The organism is Rhodococcus sp. MPR-R1B, from assembly GCF_058793255.1.
Genome location: NZ_JBXAFO010000046.1, coordinates 13602 through 31365, shown reverse-complemented (window position 1 = coordinate 31365; position 17764 = coordinate 13602). Strand labels below are relative to the sequence as shown.

Sequence of the window (17764 nt, the reverse complement as noted above, 5' to 3'; positions counted from 1 at the left end):
CCTTTATTAACCCCCCGCGGTTAATAAAGGCGCACAGCAGTTTCAGGAGCAAGTTCTCAGGGCCGTCCCCTGATCGGTTCCGTAGCGATGGCCGTGACCGGCGGGGACACCGAGCGAACCGAGCATGTCGACGGTGGTCTGCAAGAACGTGACACCCGGGATCCACTGCGGGATCGGTGCATCTTGCACGGCACGGCTCAGATCCGGCTTCTGCGTCGCGAGGGCGGGGGACCACCACACCACCGGGTCGGACGTGTTCGCTAGGACGGTTGCGCCGTCCGTCCGTGTCGCGCCGGCCGGGGGACCTGCCCACAACACGTCGCACGGGACGATGGGACTGCCCTCGGACAGTGCGGCGCTGCCGCCGACGGCGCCGAGGCTCTGTCCGTAGAGGAACAGGTCCGGTCGATCCTCGGCGGGCATAGCGGCAATGTGGCTGCCGACGGCGGTGAACAGAGCGGTTGCCGATTCTTCGGCATCGTCGCGGCTGAACAGGAATGTCGCCCAACTGGGTGCGTCGGAGTATTGCTGCCCGACTATTGCGACGTCGCCGCCGAACCGTTGCTCGATACCGGCGACTGCATGCGTGTCGATCCACCCCGATCCGGTCGGAACGGCCACTACGACGCTGTTGCGGGCAAAGCCGCCGACGCGATCGAGTTCGCTCACCGCGAGAGCGGCACGTGATGCAGTGTCGGGTGCCGAATCCAAACCGGCGTAGACACGCACCGAGTCTTCGCCTGCTGCGACGAATTTGCGTCCCTCCGCCCCCATCGACGTCCACGAGATGAGAGATTCGGGGCTGCCTGACACAGAGGCCGAAAGTGGCTGTGTCAGAGCGGTGTCGATGTACGCGTTGGACTTGTCGAACGAATCGGCGAGGCCGTTCCACACGACGGGACCGACTACCAACTGCACCCCGAGAACACCCATGACCAGTGCGCCGACGCTCCGCGCGAAACCCATCCACCGCAGCGCCTTCGAAATTCCGATCCCGATGCCCCAGAGACCAAGTGCGGTCAGTGCTGCAATGCAACCCGCCTCCGCCCAGTGGAGAAGTCCGGCAGACGGTGCGCCCATCGCCGCTCGCAACGAGTTCTGCCAACCGGCGGCGGCGAACATCGCAACTGCGGTGCCGGCAGTCGACAACCCGAACGCGGTGATGCGCCAATGACGTTCGTCGAATCGGGCCTTGACCCGGTCGGGGACGAGCCGACGGGCTACCGCGGAGAACGCCCACATCGCCAGTAGTCCGGCCGCGACGAGCAGACCGCTGAACACCCCTTGTAGTACGGCTGATCGCGGCAGGAGTCCGGGAGCCAGCGAGATGGCGGACATCGCTGCCACGGCGACGCTCGTGGACACGCGGGGGAGTGCGAGCGCCCCGACTCGGGCGAGGACGGGGGTCCGTGACGCATTCAGAACGCTCATGCTGCAATCGCTTTCGGGGAGTAGGAGAACTCGTTCGACGGGTCGAGGCGCCGCGATCGCATCAGGGTGAAGCCGAAGGCGGAGACTGCCAGAACACCGGCCGTGCCGTAACCGAATCCCGATTCCGCGACCGGCGTCAGATAGCTTTGGCGCCAGGAGTTTCCGTTCACAGCCGTGACGGCTACATCGGCCATCGCGAAGCAATACCCTCGTGAGAGAAAGGACGTGCGGTCTTCACACGCGGCATGCATTCGCTGGTCGAGCTGACCGTCGAGGACCTGACGTGCCCACGGCCCCAGTTCCGTTCCGTGCGAATGCGCGTAGCGGAGTAGGTCGTAGCCGAGATCGTGCGCTTTGCAGGCCGAGTCGAATTCGTCGGGAAGTGGGACCGGCGACGAGCAGTCGCCGTGGGGATTGGCGAGGTATCCGTCGACGACGGCGGGGGTGTAACCGGCGAATGCCGCAAAGTCCGCCGGGATGGTGGTCGCAGCGTCAGCGGCATCCGCAGTAGTCACGGTGGCGATCGCCCTGGATGCGTTCGAATTCTCGGTGCGCGGCGACTGGGCTCCGCTCGCTCCGGCAGTGACCGTGATCGCTGCCGTTGCAGCCAGCGCCAGGGCCGCCCAGGTGCCGGCGCTTCGAGAGATGTCTTTCACCCGTGTGATCCGCATGCCGTTCACGCTATGAACGGACAATCCTGGCGGTCATCGCTCTGTGGAGGGGTTCTCCGACGCGCATTCGGGTGAGAATTCCCTCCCCTGTGATACCTCGGAGGTAGGGGGATCTCACTCTGCAGTATGAGGACTTTCGGGGTTCGCCTTCATAGGCTTGACGAGTGATCAAGGTCCGTAGGAAGAACAAGGGTGCACCGGATGTGCCCGCGCCGACATACGCCACCGCCGGGTCGATGCTGTCCGGCCTCGACGGGGCGGTCGTTCATTCGGAGAAAGTGCGTCGGGCAACCAGTTTCGTGGCCCGCGGTCAGTTCTGGAACATCGTCATCGTAGCGATCACTCTGATCCTCTATTCGATTGCCTGGCCGACACTGCAACTGACGCATCATGTTTCGCCGCCGATCATGCCCTTCGTCGCCGCGTTGGCTGCATTTCCGTTCGTCCTGATCCGGATCAACGCTCCGTTGGGGTGGGCGGTGTCGGCGGTCTCGGCGTTGATCATCCCGTTGGTGTTCGACAACACTCCCGGTTACGACTACCCGTGGCAGGTCGTCCACATCATCGTGCTGATGTCGTTGCTGGCCGCAGTGAGTCTGCGGGCGCCCATTCAGGTTGTCGGTGTCGCCTGGATCGCCACGGTGCTGCTCTTTCTCGGCAACGCCCCGGGAAGCGACGGCGCCGGTTGGGCTGTCGGGCTGAGTGCCCTGGTCGTCTTCTGCCTGTTGATCCGCTGGTTGGTCCTCTCGCGCCGCCAGTTGGCCAAGCAGGAGGAAGTCAGCGAACTCGAACGCACTCGACGCACGATCCTCGAGGAGAAGGCGCGGATCGCGCGCGACTTGCACGACATCGTGGCCCACCACATGTCGATGGTGGTCGTGCAAGCTCAGAGTGCGCCGTACAGACTCGATGCAGTCACTCCGGAGATCCGAACCGAATTCGAATCGATAAGTGAGACAGGGCGAGCAGCGCTCAACGAGATTCGTGGTCTCCTCGGAGTACTGCGCAGCGACGGGGACCACATGGTGACAGCTCCGCAACCGGGCGTCGACCAGTTGGACGAACTGTTGCTCGGCAGTACCCGTGCCGGTTTGCCGGTGTCGTGGCGAGTCGACGGTGATCGAGCGTCGGTCTCGGAATCCACGGGCCTTGCGCTCTACCGGATCATTCAGGAGTCGATCACCAACGCGGCCAGGCATTCGCCAGGCGGACCCATCGATGTCGCCGTGGCCTTCGGTCCGCAATCGGTGAGCGCGCTCGTGAACAACGGACCTTCGCCATTGGGTGGCAATCAGCACTCGGCGTCGGAAACCACTGGTGGCAACGGAATCCGCGGAATGCGCGAGCGGGCTTCGGCGGTGGGCGGCATGCTGCTGGCAAACCGGCGACAGGACGGAGGGTTCGAGGTCCGGGCCGAGTTGCCGTCGATGCCCGCCTAGGCTGTCCGAGTGCCCATCACAGTATTCATCGCAGACGACCAGGCGATGGTTCGACAAGGGTTCGGAGCCCTACTCTCCGCCCAGCCCGACATCAGCGTGATCGGCGATGCGCCGGACGGCAAGATCGCCGTCGCCGAGGTCGCGCGATTGCGTCCGGATGTGGTCTTGATGGATGTTCGCATGCCCGAGATGAACGGACTCGACGCTGCCCGCCAGATTCTGTCCGCCGGATGGGAACCACCGGTGCGAGTCCTCATGCTCACCACTTTCGACATCGACGACTACGTCTACGAGGCCCTGAGCGTCGGAGCGAGCGGTTTCATGCTCAAGGACGCACCGGCTGAGGAGCTGATTCGGGCGGTACGCGTCGTTGCCGAAGGGCAGGCTTTGCTGGCGCCGACGGTGACTCGGCGTCTGATTGCCGATGTGACCAGCCGGCGGGCGGCCCCGCGCGCACGGCCCGCAGCGCTGGACGCCCTGACCCCGCGTGAGCGCGAGGTACTCGAACTGATCGCCCGCGGATTGTCCAACGTCGAGATCGCCGAGCGGCTGTTCGTCGCCGAGCAGACCGTCAAGACCCATGTCGGGAAGGTGCTGTCGAAGCTCGATCTGCGCGATCGCGCCCAGGCAGTCGTGTTGGCGTACGAAAGCGGGCTCGTCACGCCAGGTTAGTGATCCCGTGCGGCTCGGCGTTGCGGCTCGGCAACGCCGCTATCCTGCGGCAATACGGTGACTGGGGGAAGATGGACACCAAGATCCACAATCCGGTCACGAGAGGTGCTGCACTATGCGAATCGGAATCCTCACGGGCGGCGGCGACTGCCCGGGCTTGAACGCGGTCATCCGCGCCGTCGTACGTACGTCGGCCGGTCGTTACGGCAGTACCGTGGTCGGATTCCGGGACGGCTGGCGAGGATTGCTCGAGGACCGCAAGGTCCCGCTCGACTCCGATGACCGCATCAACCGCATCCTCACCCGCGGCGGCACGATCCTCGGCACCGCTCGCGTGAACCCCGACAAACTCCGTGCGGGCCTCGATCAGATCAAGCAGACTCTCGACGACAACGGGATCGACGTCCTGATCCCGATCGGCGGCGAAGGCACTCTCACCGCGGCCAGTTGGCTTTCCGAGAGTGGCGTACCCGTGATCGGTGTGCCCAAGACGATCGACAACGACATCGACTGCACTGACGTGACTTTCGGTTTCGACACCGCATTGGCTGTCGCCACCGACGCCATCGACAGGCTCCACACCACGGCCGAATCGCACCAGCGCGTCATGCTCGTCGAGGTCATGGGCCGGCATGCGGGCTGGATCGCGCTGCAGGCCGGGCTGGCGTCGGGGGCACACCTGACTCTGGTTCCGGAACAGCCGTTCGACGTCGACGAGGTGTGCGCGATGGTCAAGAAGCGCTTCCAGCGTGGCGACTCCCACTTCATCTGCGTCGTGGCTGAAGGTGCGATGCCCGATCCCGCGTCGATGACCCTGCGCGAAGGTGGCATAGACGAGTTCGGCCACAAGATCTTCACCGGTGTCGCGCAGCAGCTCGGAAACGAGATCGAGCGCCGGATCGGCAAGGAAGTTCGCACCACCGTCCTCGGGCACATTCAGCGCGGTGGCACCCCGACGCCGCACGACCGCATCCTCGCCACTCGCTTCGGCGTTCATGCCACCGACGCAGCTCACCGCGGAGATTTCGGTCAGATGGTCGCGTTGCACGGAACGTCCATCGACCTCGTTCCGCTCGCCGAGGCGACCCGCAAACTCAAGACGGTGCCCAAGGAGCGCTACGAGGAGGCAGCCGCATTCTTCGGCTGAGCCGCAGACGCATAAACTGATCACCATGACTGCTGTCGATGCGCCCGACATCCTCGATTACGACGAAGTACTGACCAAGTACGAGCCTGTGATGGGTATGGAGGTGCACGTAGAACTCGGCACCGCGACCAAGATGTTCTGCCCGTGCCCCACCGAGTTCGGTGCCGAACCCAATACCCAGGTGTGCCCGGTCTGTCTGGGCATGCCCGGTTCGTTGCCGGTGGTGAACGCAGCCGCTGTCGAGTCCGCGATCCGGATCGGCCTTGCGCTCAACTGCTCCATCACGCCGTGGGGCCGATTCGCACGCAAGAACTACTTCTACCCGGATCAGCCGAAGAACTACCAGATCTCCCAGTACGACGAGCCGATCGCAACCGAGGGTTACCTCGACGTGATCCTCGACGACGGCACGACGTGGCGCGTCGAGATCGAGCGCGCCCACATGGAGGAGGACACCGGTAAGTCCCTCCACGTGGGTGGCGCTACCGGTCGTATCCACGGTGCCAGCCATTCGCTGCTCGACTACAACCGTGCGGGCGTTCCCTTGGTGGAGATCGTCACCAAGACCATCCACGGTGCCGGTGAGCGCGCCCCCGAGGTTGCTCGCGCGTACGTCACGGCGCTTCGTGATCTGCTGAAGTCCCTCGACGTCTCCGACGTCCGCATGGATCAGGGATCGATGCGCTGCGACGCCAACATCTCCCTCATGCCGATCGGTTCCACCGAACTGGGGACCCGCACCGAGACCAAGAACGTCAACTCCCTCAAGAGCGTCGAGGTCGCAGTTCGCTACGAAATGCGCCGTCAGGCAGCAGTTCTCGACGCCGGCGGTGAGGTCATCCAGGAGACCCGCCATTTCCAGGAAGGCGACGGCACCACCGCAGCGGGACGCCGGAAGGAAACGGCCGAGGACTACCGCTACTTCCCGGAACCGGATCTCGAGCCCGTCGCTCCGAGCGCCGAGTGGGTCGAAGAACTGCGCGGTACCTTGCCGGAGCTTCCCTGGATTCGCCGTGCGCGGATCCAGAAGGACTGGGGAATCTCCGACGAGGTCATGCGCGACCTCGTCAACGCCGGTGCCATCGATCTGGTGATCGCGACCACCGAGGCCGGTGCTTCGCCCGAGGCAGCGCGCTCCTGGTGGCTGTCCTACCTGTCACAGCAGGCGAACACCCGTGGCGTCGAACTCGGCGCTCTGCCGATCACCCCGGCGCAGGTTGCCCAGGTCGTAGCTCTCATCGACAGCGGCAAGCTCAACAACAAAGTGGCTCGCCAGGTCGTCGATCACGTCCTCGACGGCGAGGGTGACCCGGAGCAGGTTGTCGCGGCCCACCCGGAGTTGGTCGTCGAACGTGACGAAACCAAGCTCAAGGCAGCCGTCGACGAAGCGCTCGCAGCGAACCCCGACATCGCGGACAAGATTCGCAGTGGCAAGGTGCAGGCCGCCGGAAAGATCGTCGGCGACGTCATGAAGGCCACTCGTGGACAGGCAGACGCGGCTCGTGTGAAGGAACTTGTCATCGAGGCGTGCAGCTAGCGCACACTGAATTTCTGACACTGATGCCCGGCCGAATCGAATTCGGCCGGGCATCAGTGTTTTTCGCTGTCGTTTTGCCGCTGTCGGTCTACAGACCAGGGACCACAACCGCGCGGCCGCTGAGCGTTCCGGCGGCCAGTCGTCGATACGCTTCGGCGCCGTTGTCGAGACTGAAGGTCTCCACCGCGATGTCGAAGATGCCGGCGTGCGCCAGGTCGATCAATTCGATCAGCTCGTTGCGGGCACCCCAGTACGGAACTGTCACAGAAGCCTCGTAAGGACTTTGGAAGAACCCGACTTTGGCATGGGCCTGCCCGTCGCCGATCCCGACGATCGTGACGTCCGATCCGACGCCGGCGACAGCCATCGCGGTGTCGATGGTGGGCTGATAGCCGACGAAGTCGAGAACCAGTGCGGCGCCCTGACTTCCGGTGATCCTGCGGACGTTCTCGGCCGCGTCCTTGTCGGACAGAACCACTTCGTGAGCGCCTACCTTGGTTGCCAGTTCGAGCTTGTCCGCGCTCACGTCGAGTGCGATGACGGTTGCTGCCGAGAGGTGGCGGAGGAGTTGGATGGCGACATGGCCGAGACCACCGGTACCGATGACGACGGCGTACGAGCCACCGCGAAGTTTCGGCAGTGAACGCTTGATCGCGTGATACGGAGTCAGACCGGCGTCGGTCAGCGGCACCGTCTTGACCGGATCGAGGTCGCCGATCGGGACGAGGTGGCGAGGTGAATCGACGATCATGAATTCGGCCAACGCGCCGGGTGCACCGAGACCAGGAGGATTGATGCCGAGTTCTTTTGCTCGAGAACAGTAGTTTTCGAGTCCTTGCGAGCAGTGCCAACAGCTGCCACAGCCCCAGGGTCCGTAGACGACGACATTGGTTCCGATGTCGAGCCCTTCGACGCCCTCGCCGACGGCGGCGACCCGGCCGGCGCCCTCGTGGCCGAGCGTGAGAGGAAGGCCGTAGGTGTACTGCACCTCGGGCAGGCTCATGATGAAGTCGTCCGAGTGGCAGACGCCGGCAGCGGTGACTTCCAGGAGCACTTCACCTGGACCGGGCTCGGGTTTGGGAATCTCCGTGAGTTCGGGTTCTGCGCCGATTCTCGTGTACTGGATTGCCTTCATACCGACTCCTTTGTCGTGGTTGGGCCAACCGGTCCTGGCAAATGCGTGGTGTTTAGCCCCGCTAACAAAAGAGTACGCATCTGTGCATGTTCGGTCACGGGATCCGTGACCGAACAGACATGGCGGCTCAGTCGATCCCGCCGCTGCCACTCGGCATCGGGATCTTGACCACCTTGTCGTCGTTCGGACCCGGCTCGCCCGCGGTTTTGTTTATCGTGCTCGCCCACATCAAACCGTCGGATCCGAGTGCCAAACCGCCCAGCTGGCCGTACGTGTCTTTCGCCACTGCCGACGGCGCGGTCGTGACGGCACCTGTTCCTGGATCTGCGGCCAGCGCCGAGATCGCTTTGCCGGCCCCCAGCGCGACAGCTACCACTCCCTGCGCCGCGATGCACCCGCCGACTCCGGGTCGGTCGGGCCACGTCCACGCGGGGGATGTCACCGTGCCGTCGGCGCCGACGCGTTGGAGGCGATCCTCGAGAGTGGTTCGGTCCGTGACCCACGTCGCGATTCCCGGATCGACGCACACGCCGCCGCCGTTTCCGATTCCGGACAGAACTACTTCCGGGCGAGGCGGCGCAGCGTTGGGTGTCAGCGATCGGACCCGCAAGAGTTTCCCCGCCAACGAGGCGGGATCCTGAGCAACCGCGGGGTTTCCGGTATCGCCTGTCAGAACCATGAGCTGGTCCGGGGCCGCGAACTCCAGTGACCCGCCGTTGCCGCTCGCGCCGCGCGGGATTCCACCGAGTACTTCCTTGGCGGTGTCACCCGGAGCGATGCGGACCACCCGGTTGTCCGTTCCGGTGGTGACGTAGGCATAGATCAGGTTGTCTTCGACAAACGTGGGGGAGAGTGCGATGTCGAGCAGGCCGCCGTCACCGCTGCCGTCGACGTCGATCTTGGCTACCTCGACCGGTGTCGTGTTGGGAGCTACCTGCATGATCCGGCCGGTCCGCCGTTCGGCAACCAGTCCGGAGTTCCCGTCCGGGAGTGTGACGAGCCCACCCGTGGTGTCGAGACAGGTTGCGATCACGGCGGTGTCGGCATCCTGACACGGTCCGAGGGGGCCGGTCCGCGGCGCCGGCGGCGTGGTCGACGGCGGCGGGTTCTCCGGCTGCACTTCCGCGCTGGCCTGGTTGGTCGGTTCGGGTGTGAACGGCGAGGCAGTCGATTCGTCGAAGTCGGCGCAACCTGCGAGCAACGATGTCCCGAGCACCAGCGCCAGTGCGCCCAGCGCTGCATGCCTACCCGTAGTCATGCCCAAGACGTTACGTAATGCACGGCAGATGCCGCCACGCCGGACCAAGGTTCCCCGTCGAGTTCGTGAATCGGTCATAGGCTCACCTACGTGACTGACGAGCGAAAAGATCCCAGCGAGTTGTCGGATGCGGACAAGCCGACGGGCAATGTGTCCAGTCCGTATGATTCGCCCACCGAACAATTTCCGACGGTGAGCGCCAAGAATCCGTTGCCGCGGACCGACGACGATCTCGATTTCGGTTCCACGAACGCCAACTCCCTGACCGAACAGATACCGACATACCGAGCACCTGGCGCGGATCAGCCGACCGTGGCTCTCGAGCGTGAGACGGCGTACGACGCTCCGATCGCCGCCGTTCCCACCGCCGAAGCCGTGGCAGGTACAACTGAGTCTCCGCGGGGCCGAGGCACTCTCGACCTCGGGTTGCTTGCACTGCGATTGGCCGTCGGTGGAACTGCGTTGGTGCACGGTCTGCAGAAGTTGACCGGTATCTGGAACGGGCCGGGGCTGAACGGGTTCGAGTCGATGCTGGCGGACGCCGGGTTCCAGCAGGCGAAGTGGATGGCGATACTCGGCGCCGTCGGTGAAGTCGCAGGTGGCGCCCTCCTGATCCTCGGGTTGCTGACTCCCGTTGCGGCAGCGTCGGTTCTGGCGGTGATGATCAATGCGTGGGCGCTGCGTCAGGCGAGCGCACCCGGCCTGGAGTACTTCGCCCCGGCCGGGACCGAGTACGAGATGCTGCTCGGAATCTGTGCGGGCGTCATCATTTTGACGGGACCAGGTCGTATTGCGCTCGACGGTCGTCGTGGCTGGGCAACTCGTCCGTTTATCGGATCGCTCGTGGTTTTGATCCTCGGTATCGCTGCCGGCGTCTGCACCTGGATCTTCCTGAACGGTGCCAATCCGCTCATCTGAAACTCGCGCCGTCGAACCAACGAACCGCCGCTCTCCGAATCGGAGAGCGGCGGTTCGTTTGTGAAGGATCAGTCCTTGACGAGTACCGGGTCGGCGTTCGCGGACGGGATGGCCGTTCCGTCCTTGAGCTTGCGACCGAGGACCGACTTGCGGTGACCGTAGGCGAAGTACACGAGCACACCGATGGCCATCCAGACGAGGAACCGGATCCAGGTCTCGACCGAGAGGTTGAGCATCAGCCAACCGCAGGCGAGCACGGCGACGATCGGAACGAACGGCACCAGCGGGACGCGGAATCCGCGCGGCAGGTCGGGGCGGGTGCGGCGAAGGACGATGACACCGACACAAACCAGGACGAAGGCGAACAGCGTTCCGATGTTGACCATCTCTTCGAGCGTGCCCATGGGGAAGAACGCTGCCAGGACGGCAACGATGCCACCGACGATCAACGTGATGCGCATCGGGATGCCCTTGGCGTTGGTCTTGGCCAGGCTGCGCGGCATGAGGCCGTCACGGGACATGGCGAAGAGGACGCGGGTCTGGCCGAGCATCATGACCATGACAACTGTCGTGAGGCCGGCCAGGCCACCGAAGTTGATGGCGGTTTGTGCCCAACCAATGCCGTTGGCCTCGAATGCGGTTGCGAGGGTGGCGCTGGAATCGCCGACCAACGGACTGCCGTCCTTGAGTTCGGTGTACTTGACCATGCCGGTCAGTACGAGCGTGACGGCAACGTAGAGAACCGTGACGATGGCGAGCGAGCCGAAGATTCCTCGCGGCAACGACTTCTGCGGGTTCTTGGTTTCCTCGGCGGTGGTGGCGACGACGTCGAAACCGATGAAGGCAAAGAACACGAGGCTGGCTGCGGCGAGCAATCCGTAAGCGCCGTAGCTACTTCCGCCTGCGCCGGTCAGCCAGGAGAACAGGGTCTGATGGATTCCGCTTGCAGAACTCTCGGTTCCTTCGGACGGCGGGATGAAGGGGGAGTAGTTCTCCTTCTTGATGTAGAACGCGCCCACGACGATGACGAGCAGGACTACTGCGATCTTGATCGCGGTGATGATTGCGGAGACTCGCGAGGAAACCTTGGTGCCGATCGCGAGGATCAGCGTGATCGCGCCGATGATGAGCAGAGCGCCCCAGTCGAAGCTGATCGAACCGATGTGGGCGGTGGTGCTTCCGCTGGCCCCGATGACGTTGCCGAGGTACAGCGACCAGCCCTTGCCGACGACGGCGGAGGCGAGAGCGAACTCGAGAATGAGGTCCCAGCCGATGATCCAGGCGGCGAACTCCCCGAACGTGGCGTAGGAGAACGTGTATGCGCTGCCTGCGACGGGGACGGTGGAGGCGAACTCCGCGTAACACAGCGCGGCGAGGCCACAGGCGATGGCAGCGAGAACGAATGCCAGTGAAATGGAGGGTCCTGCGACATTGCCTGCGGTTCGAGCAGTCAGCGTGAAGATGCCTGCGCCGATGACGACGGCGACTCCGAATACCGTGAGGTCCTTCGCGGTCAGTTCCTTCTTGAGCTTTGTCTCAGGCTCGTCGGTGTCCGCGATCGATTGCTCGACGGATTTGGTGCGCCATATGCCGACTCCGGGCATGTATTGCTCCTTGGTTGTTTCCCGTCGACCTTGTGGGTGACGGGCGGTGGCTGACTGTCGTCGTTGTGATGTGCGTCTCAGCGACCTGATGAGGGAACCACTGGTGAGCGCCGTGTGCAAGTCGGCTCGCTCGAACTGACCGAAATGATCACCTGACTGAAAGTCATCCCCCCTCATGTATCTGAATTGATCAGCTGGTGTCTGAAACCCTACGTCCAAGTGAATTCGCTCACGAGCCGGACGCGCGATTCGGTCTGAAATGTCTGATAGCTCATATCGTTCCGTTGGTGCTCCGCGTGTCGCCCGGTTATTCGGTACCTGTCGGTCGGTCTTGCTGTCGATGAGTTGCACTGTCGCTGTGCCAGCACGTCCCATTTCACCCGTATCGGGGCGGTAGGCGAGAGGACCACCGCGTACCTGGATGCACTCGAGCGTCGATCACGCGTCGTGGCAGAGTGTGTCGGCGACGGGATGATCGGATTAGGTTGTGGTTCAAGCTCATACAACACCGGAGGAAGTATGGCGTGTTCTGACTCAGTCGGTCCCGCGTTCTTCTCCGAGGTGACATGAACCCGACTCTGTCGACCCTCTGCCGTGGCCCGTTGGCGAGCATTCTCGTGGAGCTGAGTTGGTTGCCGCACGTGCGGCTGCCCGAAAACCTTGTGTGACTGTCACATCGGCTACGGGCGTCTCGAGCCGCACGAGCGCTGACAGGAAAAATCCCCGGCCGAAAAGCGGCCGGGGATCTTTTTCGATTCGTGGCAGAACTTACGGAACGTAGCGAACCGCGCCCTTGTCGGCGGACGTTGCCAGAGCGGCGTAGGCGCGCAGTGCTGTCGTCACGGTGCGCTGACGATCGACCGGCTGCCACGGGCGCTCCGAGGCCTCCATCTTCGCGCGTCGCTCGGCGAGGACGTCGTCGTCGACCAGGATCTCGAGCGTGCGCGAGGCGACGTCGATGCGAACCTGATCGCCGTTCTGGACGAGACCGATGATTCCGCCTGCGGCAGCCTCGGGGGAGATGTGACCGATGGACAGCCCGGAGGTTCCGCCCGAGAAACGACCGTCGGTGATCAGCGCGCATTCCTTACCGAGGCCTGCGCCCTTGAGGAAGGCAGTGGGGTGCAGCATTTCCTGCATGCCGGGGCCACCCTTGGGGCCTTCGTAGCGCACGACGAGAACGTCGCCGGCCTTGATCTTCTTCTGCAAGATGACCGAGACGGCTTCTTCTTGGGATTCGACGACGAGCGCCGGGCCCTGGAAGGAGAACAGTTCCTCGTCGATGCCGGCCGTCTTGAGGATTGCGCCGTCGAGTGCGATGTTGCCGCGCAGGACAACCAAGCCGCCTTCGACGGTGTAGGCGTTCTCGACGTCGCGGATACAGCCGCCGGCCGCATCGGTGTCGAGGGCAGACCAACGGTTGTCCGTGGAGAACGGTTCGATGGTGCGCACGCCGCCGGGAGCCGCGTGGAAGAGTTCGATTGCCTCGTCGGTTGCCTTGCCGGAGCGGATGTCCCAGTCGTCGAGCCACTGGTCGAAGCTCTTGGTGTGCACGGTGGACACGTCGGTTTCGAGGAGCCCGCCGCGGCGAAGCTCACCGAGCAGGGCGGGGATTCCGCCGGCGCGGTGGACGTCTTCCATGTGGTAGTCCGAGTTGGGAGAGACCTTGGACAGGCACGGAACCTTTCGGCTGATCGCGTCGATGGTGTCGAGGTCGAAGTCGACCTCGCCTTCCTGCGCCGCAGCCAGCGTGTGCAGGACGGTGTTGGTGGAACCACCCATGGCGACGTCGAGAGCCATCGCGTTGCGGAACGCTGCCGGGGTTGCGATGTTGCGTGGCAGCACCGACTCGTCGCCGTCGCGGTAGTACTTGAGGGCCGCCTCGACCACGGTGGTGCCCGCACGAGAGAAGAGTGCGTGACGAGCCTTGTGAGTTGCCAGCGTGGAGCCGTTGCCCGGCAATGCGAGGCCGAGGGCCTCGGTCAGGCAGTTCATGGAATTGGCGGTGAACATTCCGGAGCAGGACCCGCATGTCGGGCACGCGCTGCGCTCGACCTCGTCGAGGCCTTCGTCGGACACGGCATCGTTGGCAGAGGCGGAGATCGCGGTGATGAGGTCGGTGGGGGCTTGGGCCACGCCGCCGACGACCACTGCCTTACCGGCCTCCATCGGACCACCGGAGACGAAGACGGTCGGGATGTTGAGACGCATCGCAGCGTTGAGCATGCCGGGAGTGATCTTGTCGCAGTTGGAGATACACACCAGTGCGTCGGCCGTGTGGGCGTTTGCCATGTACTCGACCGAGTCGGCGATGATCTCGCGGCTCGGGAGCGAGTAGAGCATTCCGCCGTGGCCCATTGCGATGCCGTCGTCGACTGCGATGGTGTGGAACTCACGAGCGACGCCGCCGGCCGCACTGATGGCCTCGGCAACGATCTCGCCCACGTTCTTGAGATGCACGTGGCCGGGTACGAACTGGGTGTACGAGTTCGCTACGGCGACGATCGGCTTTCCGAAGTCCGAATCCGTCATTCCTGTGGCGCGCCACAGGGATCGGGCTCCGGCAGCATTACGTCCGATGGTGGTGGTGCGTGACCTCAACGGGGGCATGGGCGTGTTCCTTATGTGATCGTTGCTGGTCCACTCAAATAGAAGCGAGGGCCTTTCAACGCTACTCGCGTGCTACGGGCGCTTCTCTTCGGGCTGGTCCTGTGTGTTCTCGGCGACCTCGGATTCTGCTTCTGCTTCTGCAGCTGCTTCTTCCTCTTCGGCTTCCTTGGCAGCGAAGGCTTCTGCGGCAGATGCATAGGGATCGGTGATGCGGCCGCCGCTGGCGATCGCGATCTCGGGAAGCCTGACGAAGCTGACCGCAGGCAGGGTCACCTCGGTTCCGTCGGTGAGTTCCGCGCGCGCCCAACTCCGCTTCGGGAAGCGGAAACCCTTGACGTCGTCCCAGGCGAGGGTGCGCTTGGAGAACGTCGAGCGGACCTCGAGGCCGTCAGGGCTGACGGTGGTGCGCAGTCGCGCGACGAGATAGACGGCGATGATCGGAAGGATCAGCAACCAGCTGAAGGCGACGGGCCACCCGAAGATCGGGAAGCTGACCGCGAACAGAAGGAACGCGCACGCCATGTAAGCGAGCTGCGAAATGCGGATGACGTGCCGAAGTGGTTTCGGCGTGTGGGATGATTGAGCCGGTGGCACGGGCTGCTGCGAAGTTGACACCTCTACATCTTCGCATTGCAGCCGATGTATCTCAGATTCTGGGACGGTCGACTCACCAAGTTTGCCGTTCGCGACTAGCGCCTCTACTGTCGAGTGCGTGAAACAGAATGAGTTGCTCGTAATCGGCCGGCGCGTCGTCGCCTGAGTCGATTTTTCAACTCACCAGATAACGACGCGCCACCCTCGCTCAGCAGATGCTGACGGGGGTTTTTTGTTGCCCGGAGCCAGAATCAGAGGATTTCCCAGTGAGCGCACCAACAGCACGGCCTCAACCCACGCCGCGCAAGTCAGGGACACCGAGCCCGACAACCGCGGCTGCCGCAACCCAGACGGCCAACCGTCGCCAGCTCCCGCCTGAGCGGGTAACCGGCGCGCAGTCTGTGGTTCGAGCCCTCGAAGAGCTCGAGGTCGACACGGTATTCGGCATTCCCGGCGGTGCCGTGCTCCCGGTTTACGACCCACTCTTCGATTCGGTCAAGGTTCGCCACGTGCTCGTGCGCCACGAGCAGGGTGCAGGCCACGCTGCCACCGGTTACGCCCAGGCGACCGGCAAGGTCGGCGTCTGCATGGCTACCTCGGGTCCCGGTGCGACCAACCTGGTCACGCCGCTGGCCGACGCGCAGATGGACTCCGTTCCGATCGTGGCGATCACCGGACAGGTGGCGCGCTCGCTGATCGGTACCGACGGCTTCCAGGAAGCCGACATCTCAGGCATCACGATGCCGGTCACCAAGCACAACTTCCTGATCACCGACGCGATCGACATCCCGCGCATCATGGCCGAGGCCTTCTACCTCGCGGCCAGCGGTCGCCCCGGCGCCGTCCTGGTCGATATCCCCAAGGACATCCTGCAGTCGCAGACCACGTTCTCGTGGCCGCCGGAGATGCGTCTGCCGGGCTACCGCCCGGTGACCAAGCCGCACGGCAAGCAGGTTCGTGAAGCTGCACGTCTGATCGCCGACGCCAAGTCGCCGGTTCTGTACGTCGGTGGCGGCGTCATCAAGTCCGACTCCTCGCCGGAGCTGCTCGAATTGGCCGAGCTGACCGGTATCCCCGTCGTCACCACGCTGATGGCCCGCGGCGCGTTCCCGGACAGTCACGACCTCAACTGCGGTATGCCGGGAATGCACGGCACCGTTGCCGCAGTCGCCGCTCTGCAGCGTAGCGATCTACTGATCACCCTCGGTGCGCGTTTCGACGACCGCGTCACGGGTCAGCTGGATTCCTTCGCGCCCGACGCCAAGGTCATCCATGCCGACATCGACCCGGCCGAGATCGGCAAGAACCGCTACGCGGACGTCCCGATCGTGGGCGACTGCAAAGAGGTCATCACCGAACTCATCGAGGCGATCCGTGCCGACATGGCTACGGGCACCACGTTCGACCTCACCGAGTGGTGGGCGTACCTGAACGACATCCGTCGTACGTACCCGCTGAGCTACGACCGTCCCACCGACGGTCAGCTGAGCCCGGAGTACGTGATCCAGACCGTCGGCAAGCTCGCCGGACCGGATGCCATCTACTGCGCCGGCGTCGGTCAGCACCAGATGTGGGCCGCGCAGTTCGTCGGCTACGAGAAGCCGCGCACGTGGCTCAACTCGGGCGGGCTCGGCACCATGGGGTACGCGGTTCCCGCAGCCATGGGCGCCAAGATGGGTATGCCCGACACCGAGGTGTGGGCGATCGACGGCGACGGCTGCTTCCAGATGACCAATCAGGAACTCGCAACCTGTGCCCTCGAAGGTATCCCGATCAAGGTTGCCCTCATCAACAACGGCAACCTCGGCATGGTGCGTCAGTGGCAGACACTCTTCTACGAAGAGCGCTACTCCAACACCAACCTCGGAACGCACGGCGCCATCCGCATCCCGGACTTTGTGAAGCTCGCAGAAGCATTGGGCTGCCACGGAATTCGTGTCGAGCGTGAAGAAGATGTCGAGGCTGCGATCCGTGAGGCGCAGTCCATCAACGACAAGCCTGTCGTGATCGACTTCATCGTCACTGCCGACGCACAGGTGTGGCCGATGGTCGCTGCCGGAACGAGCAACGACGAAATCATGGCGGCCCGGGGCATCCGGCCGCTGTTCGACGACGACGAGGCAGTTGCCGAGCCCGCCGTCATCCACGAAGCCATGTCACGCGAGCAAGCCGGACCCGCCGCGGGCACAGGGGAGGATCAGAAGTGAGCACCAGTCACACCCTCAGTGTTCTCGTCGAGGACAAGCCAGGCGTGCTGGCTCGCGTCTCCGCACTTTTCTCCCGCCGCGGATTCAACATCGAATCCCTTGCGGTGGGCGGAACCGAGATCCCCGAGATCTCACGTATGACCATCGTCGTCACGGTCGACGAGTTCCCTCTCGAGCAGGTGACGAAGCAGCTCAACAAGCTGATCAACGTCATCAAGATCGTCGAGCAGGACGGTGAAGCATCCGTCGCTCGCGAGCTCGTGCTCATCAAGGTGCGCGCTGATGCAAGCGTGCGCACGCAGGTCATCGAAACGGTGAACCTGTTCCGCGCCAAGGTGATCGACGTCTCTCCGGAGTCCGTCACCATCGAGGCGACCGGTACTCGGTCCAAGCTGGATGCACTGCTGCGGATGCTTGATCCGTACGGTATCCGGGAGATCGTTCAGTCCGGGGTCGTGGCAGTCGGTCGAGGGCCGAAGTCGATCACGGCCACCCGCTAGTACTTTTAGACACGTAAAAATCCAAGGAGAGGTTGAGAACT

The 17764-nt window shown here is 63.9% G+C and carries 14 protein-coding genes; 7 read left to right on the top strand and 7 right to left on the bottom strand.

What is annotated here, in order from left to right; genetic code table 11:
* Positions 1–42: 42 nt before the first annotated feature.
* Both AC1Q61_RS31505 and AC1Q61_RS31500 read right to left on the bottom strand, forming a co-directional pair.
* A complete protein-coding gene (locus AC1Q61_RS31505) occupies positions 43–1431 on the bottom strand; it encodes an alpha/beta-hydrolase family protein (protein ID WP_209448590.1) in 1389 nt (462 codons plus the stop codon).
* The gene (locus AC1Q61_RS31500) at positions 1428–2102 is read right to left on the bottom strand and encodes a membrane protein (protein WP_039973090.1); all 675 of its coding nucleotides are present in this window, start codon (positions 2100–2102) and stop codon (positions 1428–1430) included. The genes AC1Q61_RS31505 and AC1Q61_RS31500 overlap by 4 nt, the downstream gene beginning before the upstream one ends.
* A 164-nt stretch (positions 2103–2266) precedes the next feature.
* Between AC1Q61_RS31500 and AC1Q61_RS31495 the strand changes: the two genes are divergently transcribed.
* The 4 genes from AC1Q61_RS31495 to gatB all read left to right on the top strand — a co-directional run bounded on the left by AC1Q61_RS31495 (position 2267) and on the right by gatB (position 6897).
* Positions 2267–3541 (top strand): sensor histidine kinase, encoded by a 1275-nt coding sequence (locus AC1Q61_RS31495; RefSeq protein WP_042447443.1) that lies wholly within the window; start codon positions 2267–2269, stop codon positions 3539–3541.
* A 9-nt stretch (positions 3542–3550) separates the two neighbouring features.
* On the top strand, positions 3551–4213 hold the full coding sequence (locus tag AC1Q61_RS31490; RefSeq protein ID WP_007729374.1) for a response regulator: 663 nt from the start codon (positions 3551–3553) through the stop codon (positions 4211–4213).
* A gap of 115 nt (positions 4214–4328) precedes the next feature.
* Positions 4329–5360, top strand: coding sequence for an ATP-dependent 6-phosphofructokinase (locus tag AC1Q61_RS31485; RefSeq protein ID WP_019747919.1), 1032 nt, complete (start codon positions 4329–4331; stop codon positions 5358–5360).
* 25 nt (positions 5361–5385) lie between these two features.
* Positions 5386–6897 (top strand): Asp-tRNA(Asn)/Glu-tRNA(Gln) amidotransferase subunit GatB, encoded by a 1512-nt coding sequence (gatB, locus tag AC1Q61_RS31480; protein ID WP_007729370.1) that lies wholly within the window; start codon positions 5386–5388, stop codon positions 6895–6897.
* An 88-nt stretch (positions 6898–6985) separates the two neighbouring features.
* Here gatB and AC1Q61_RS31475 read toward each other — a convergent pair whose 3' ends face one another.
* Positions 6986–8032, bottom strand: coding sequence for an NAD(P)-dependent alcohol dehydrogenase (locus AC1Q61_RS31475; RefSeq protein WP_042925739.1), 1047 nt, complete (start codon positions 8030–8032; stop codon positions 6986–6988).
* Between the two features lie 127 nt (positions 8033–8159).
* Positions 8160–9290, bottom strand: coding sequence for a PQQ-dependent sugar dehydrogenase (locus tag AC1Q61_RS31470; protein WP_003944688.1), 1131 nt, complete (start codon positions 9288–9290; stop codon positions 8160–8162).
* A 90-nt stretch (positions 9291–9380) separates the two neighbouring features.
* Here AC1Q61_RS31470 and AC1Q61_RS31465 point away from each other — a divergent pair, with 90 nt between their 5' ends.
* Entirely contained in the window at positions 9381–10208 is an 828-nt protein-coding gene (locus tag AC1Q61_RS31465) for a DoxX family protein (protein ID WP_003944742.1), read from the top strand.
* Positions 10209–10276: 68 nt separating this feature from the next.
* Here AC1Q61_RS31465 and AC1Q61_RS31460 read toward each other — a convergent pair whose 3' ends face one another.
* The 3 genes from AC1Q61_RS31460 to AC1Q61_RS31450 form a co-directional block, all read right to left on the bottom strand.
* Entirely contained in the window at positions 10277–11812 is a 1536-nt protein-coding gene (locus AC1Q61_RS31460) for an amino acid permease (protein WP_003944693.1), read from the bottom strand.
* 768 nt (positions 11813–12580) lie between these two features.
* Positions 12581–14422: a dihydroxy-acid dehydratase gene (gene ilvD / locus AC1Q61_RS31455; RefSeq protein ID WP_007729361.1), complete on the bottom strand. Its 1842-nt coding sequence runs from the start codon at positions 14420–14422 to the stop codon at positions 12581–12583.
* A 72-nt stretch (positions 14423–14494) separates the two neighbouring features.
* The gene (locus AC1Q61_RS31450) at positions 14495–15016 is read right to left on the bottom strand and encodes a PH domain-containing protein (protein WP_030535410.1); all 522 of its coding nucleotides are present in this window, start codon (positions 15014–15016) and stop codon (positions 14495–14497) included.
* Positions 15017–15282: 266 nt separating this feature from the next.
* On the opposite strand from AC1Q61_RS31450, the gene AC1Q61_RS31445 reads away from it, so the two are divergent.
* Both AC1Q61_RS31445 and ilvN read left to right on the top strand, forming a co-directional pair.
* Entirely contained in the window at positions 15283–17223 is a 1941-nt protein-coding gene (locus tag AC1Q61_RS31445; RefSeq protein ID WP_215515842.1) for an acetolactate synthase large subunit, read from the top strand.
* Positions 17220–17723: an acetolactate synthase small subunit gene (ilvN, locus tag AC1Q61_RS31440; RefSeq protein ID WP_003944718.1), complete on the top strand. Its 504-nt coding sequence runs from the start codon at positions 17220–17222 to the stop codon at positions 17721–17723. The genes AC1Q61_RS31445 and ilvN overlap by 4 nt, the downstream gene beginning before the upstream one ends.
* Positions 17724–17764: the final 41 nt, after the last annotated feature.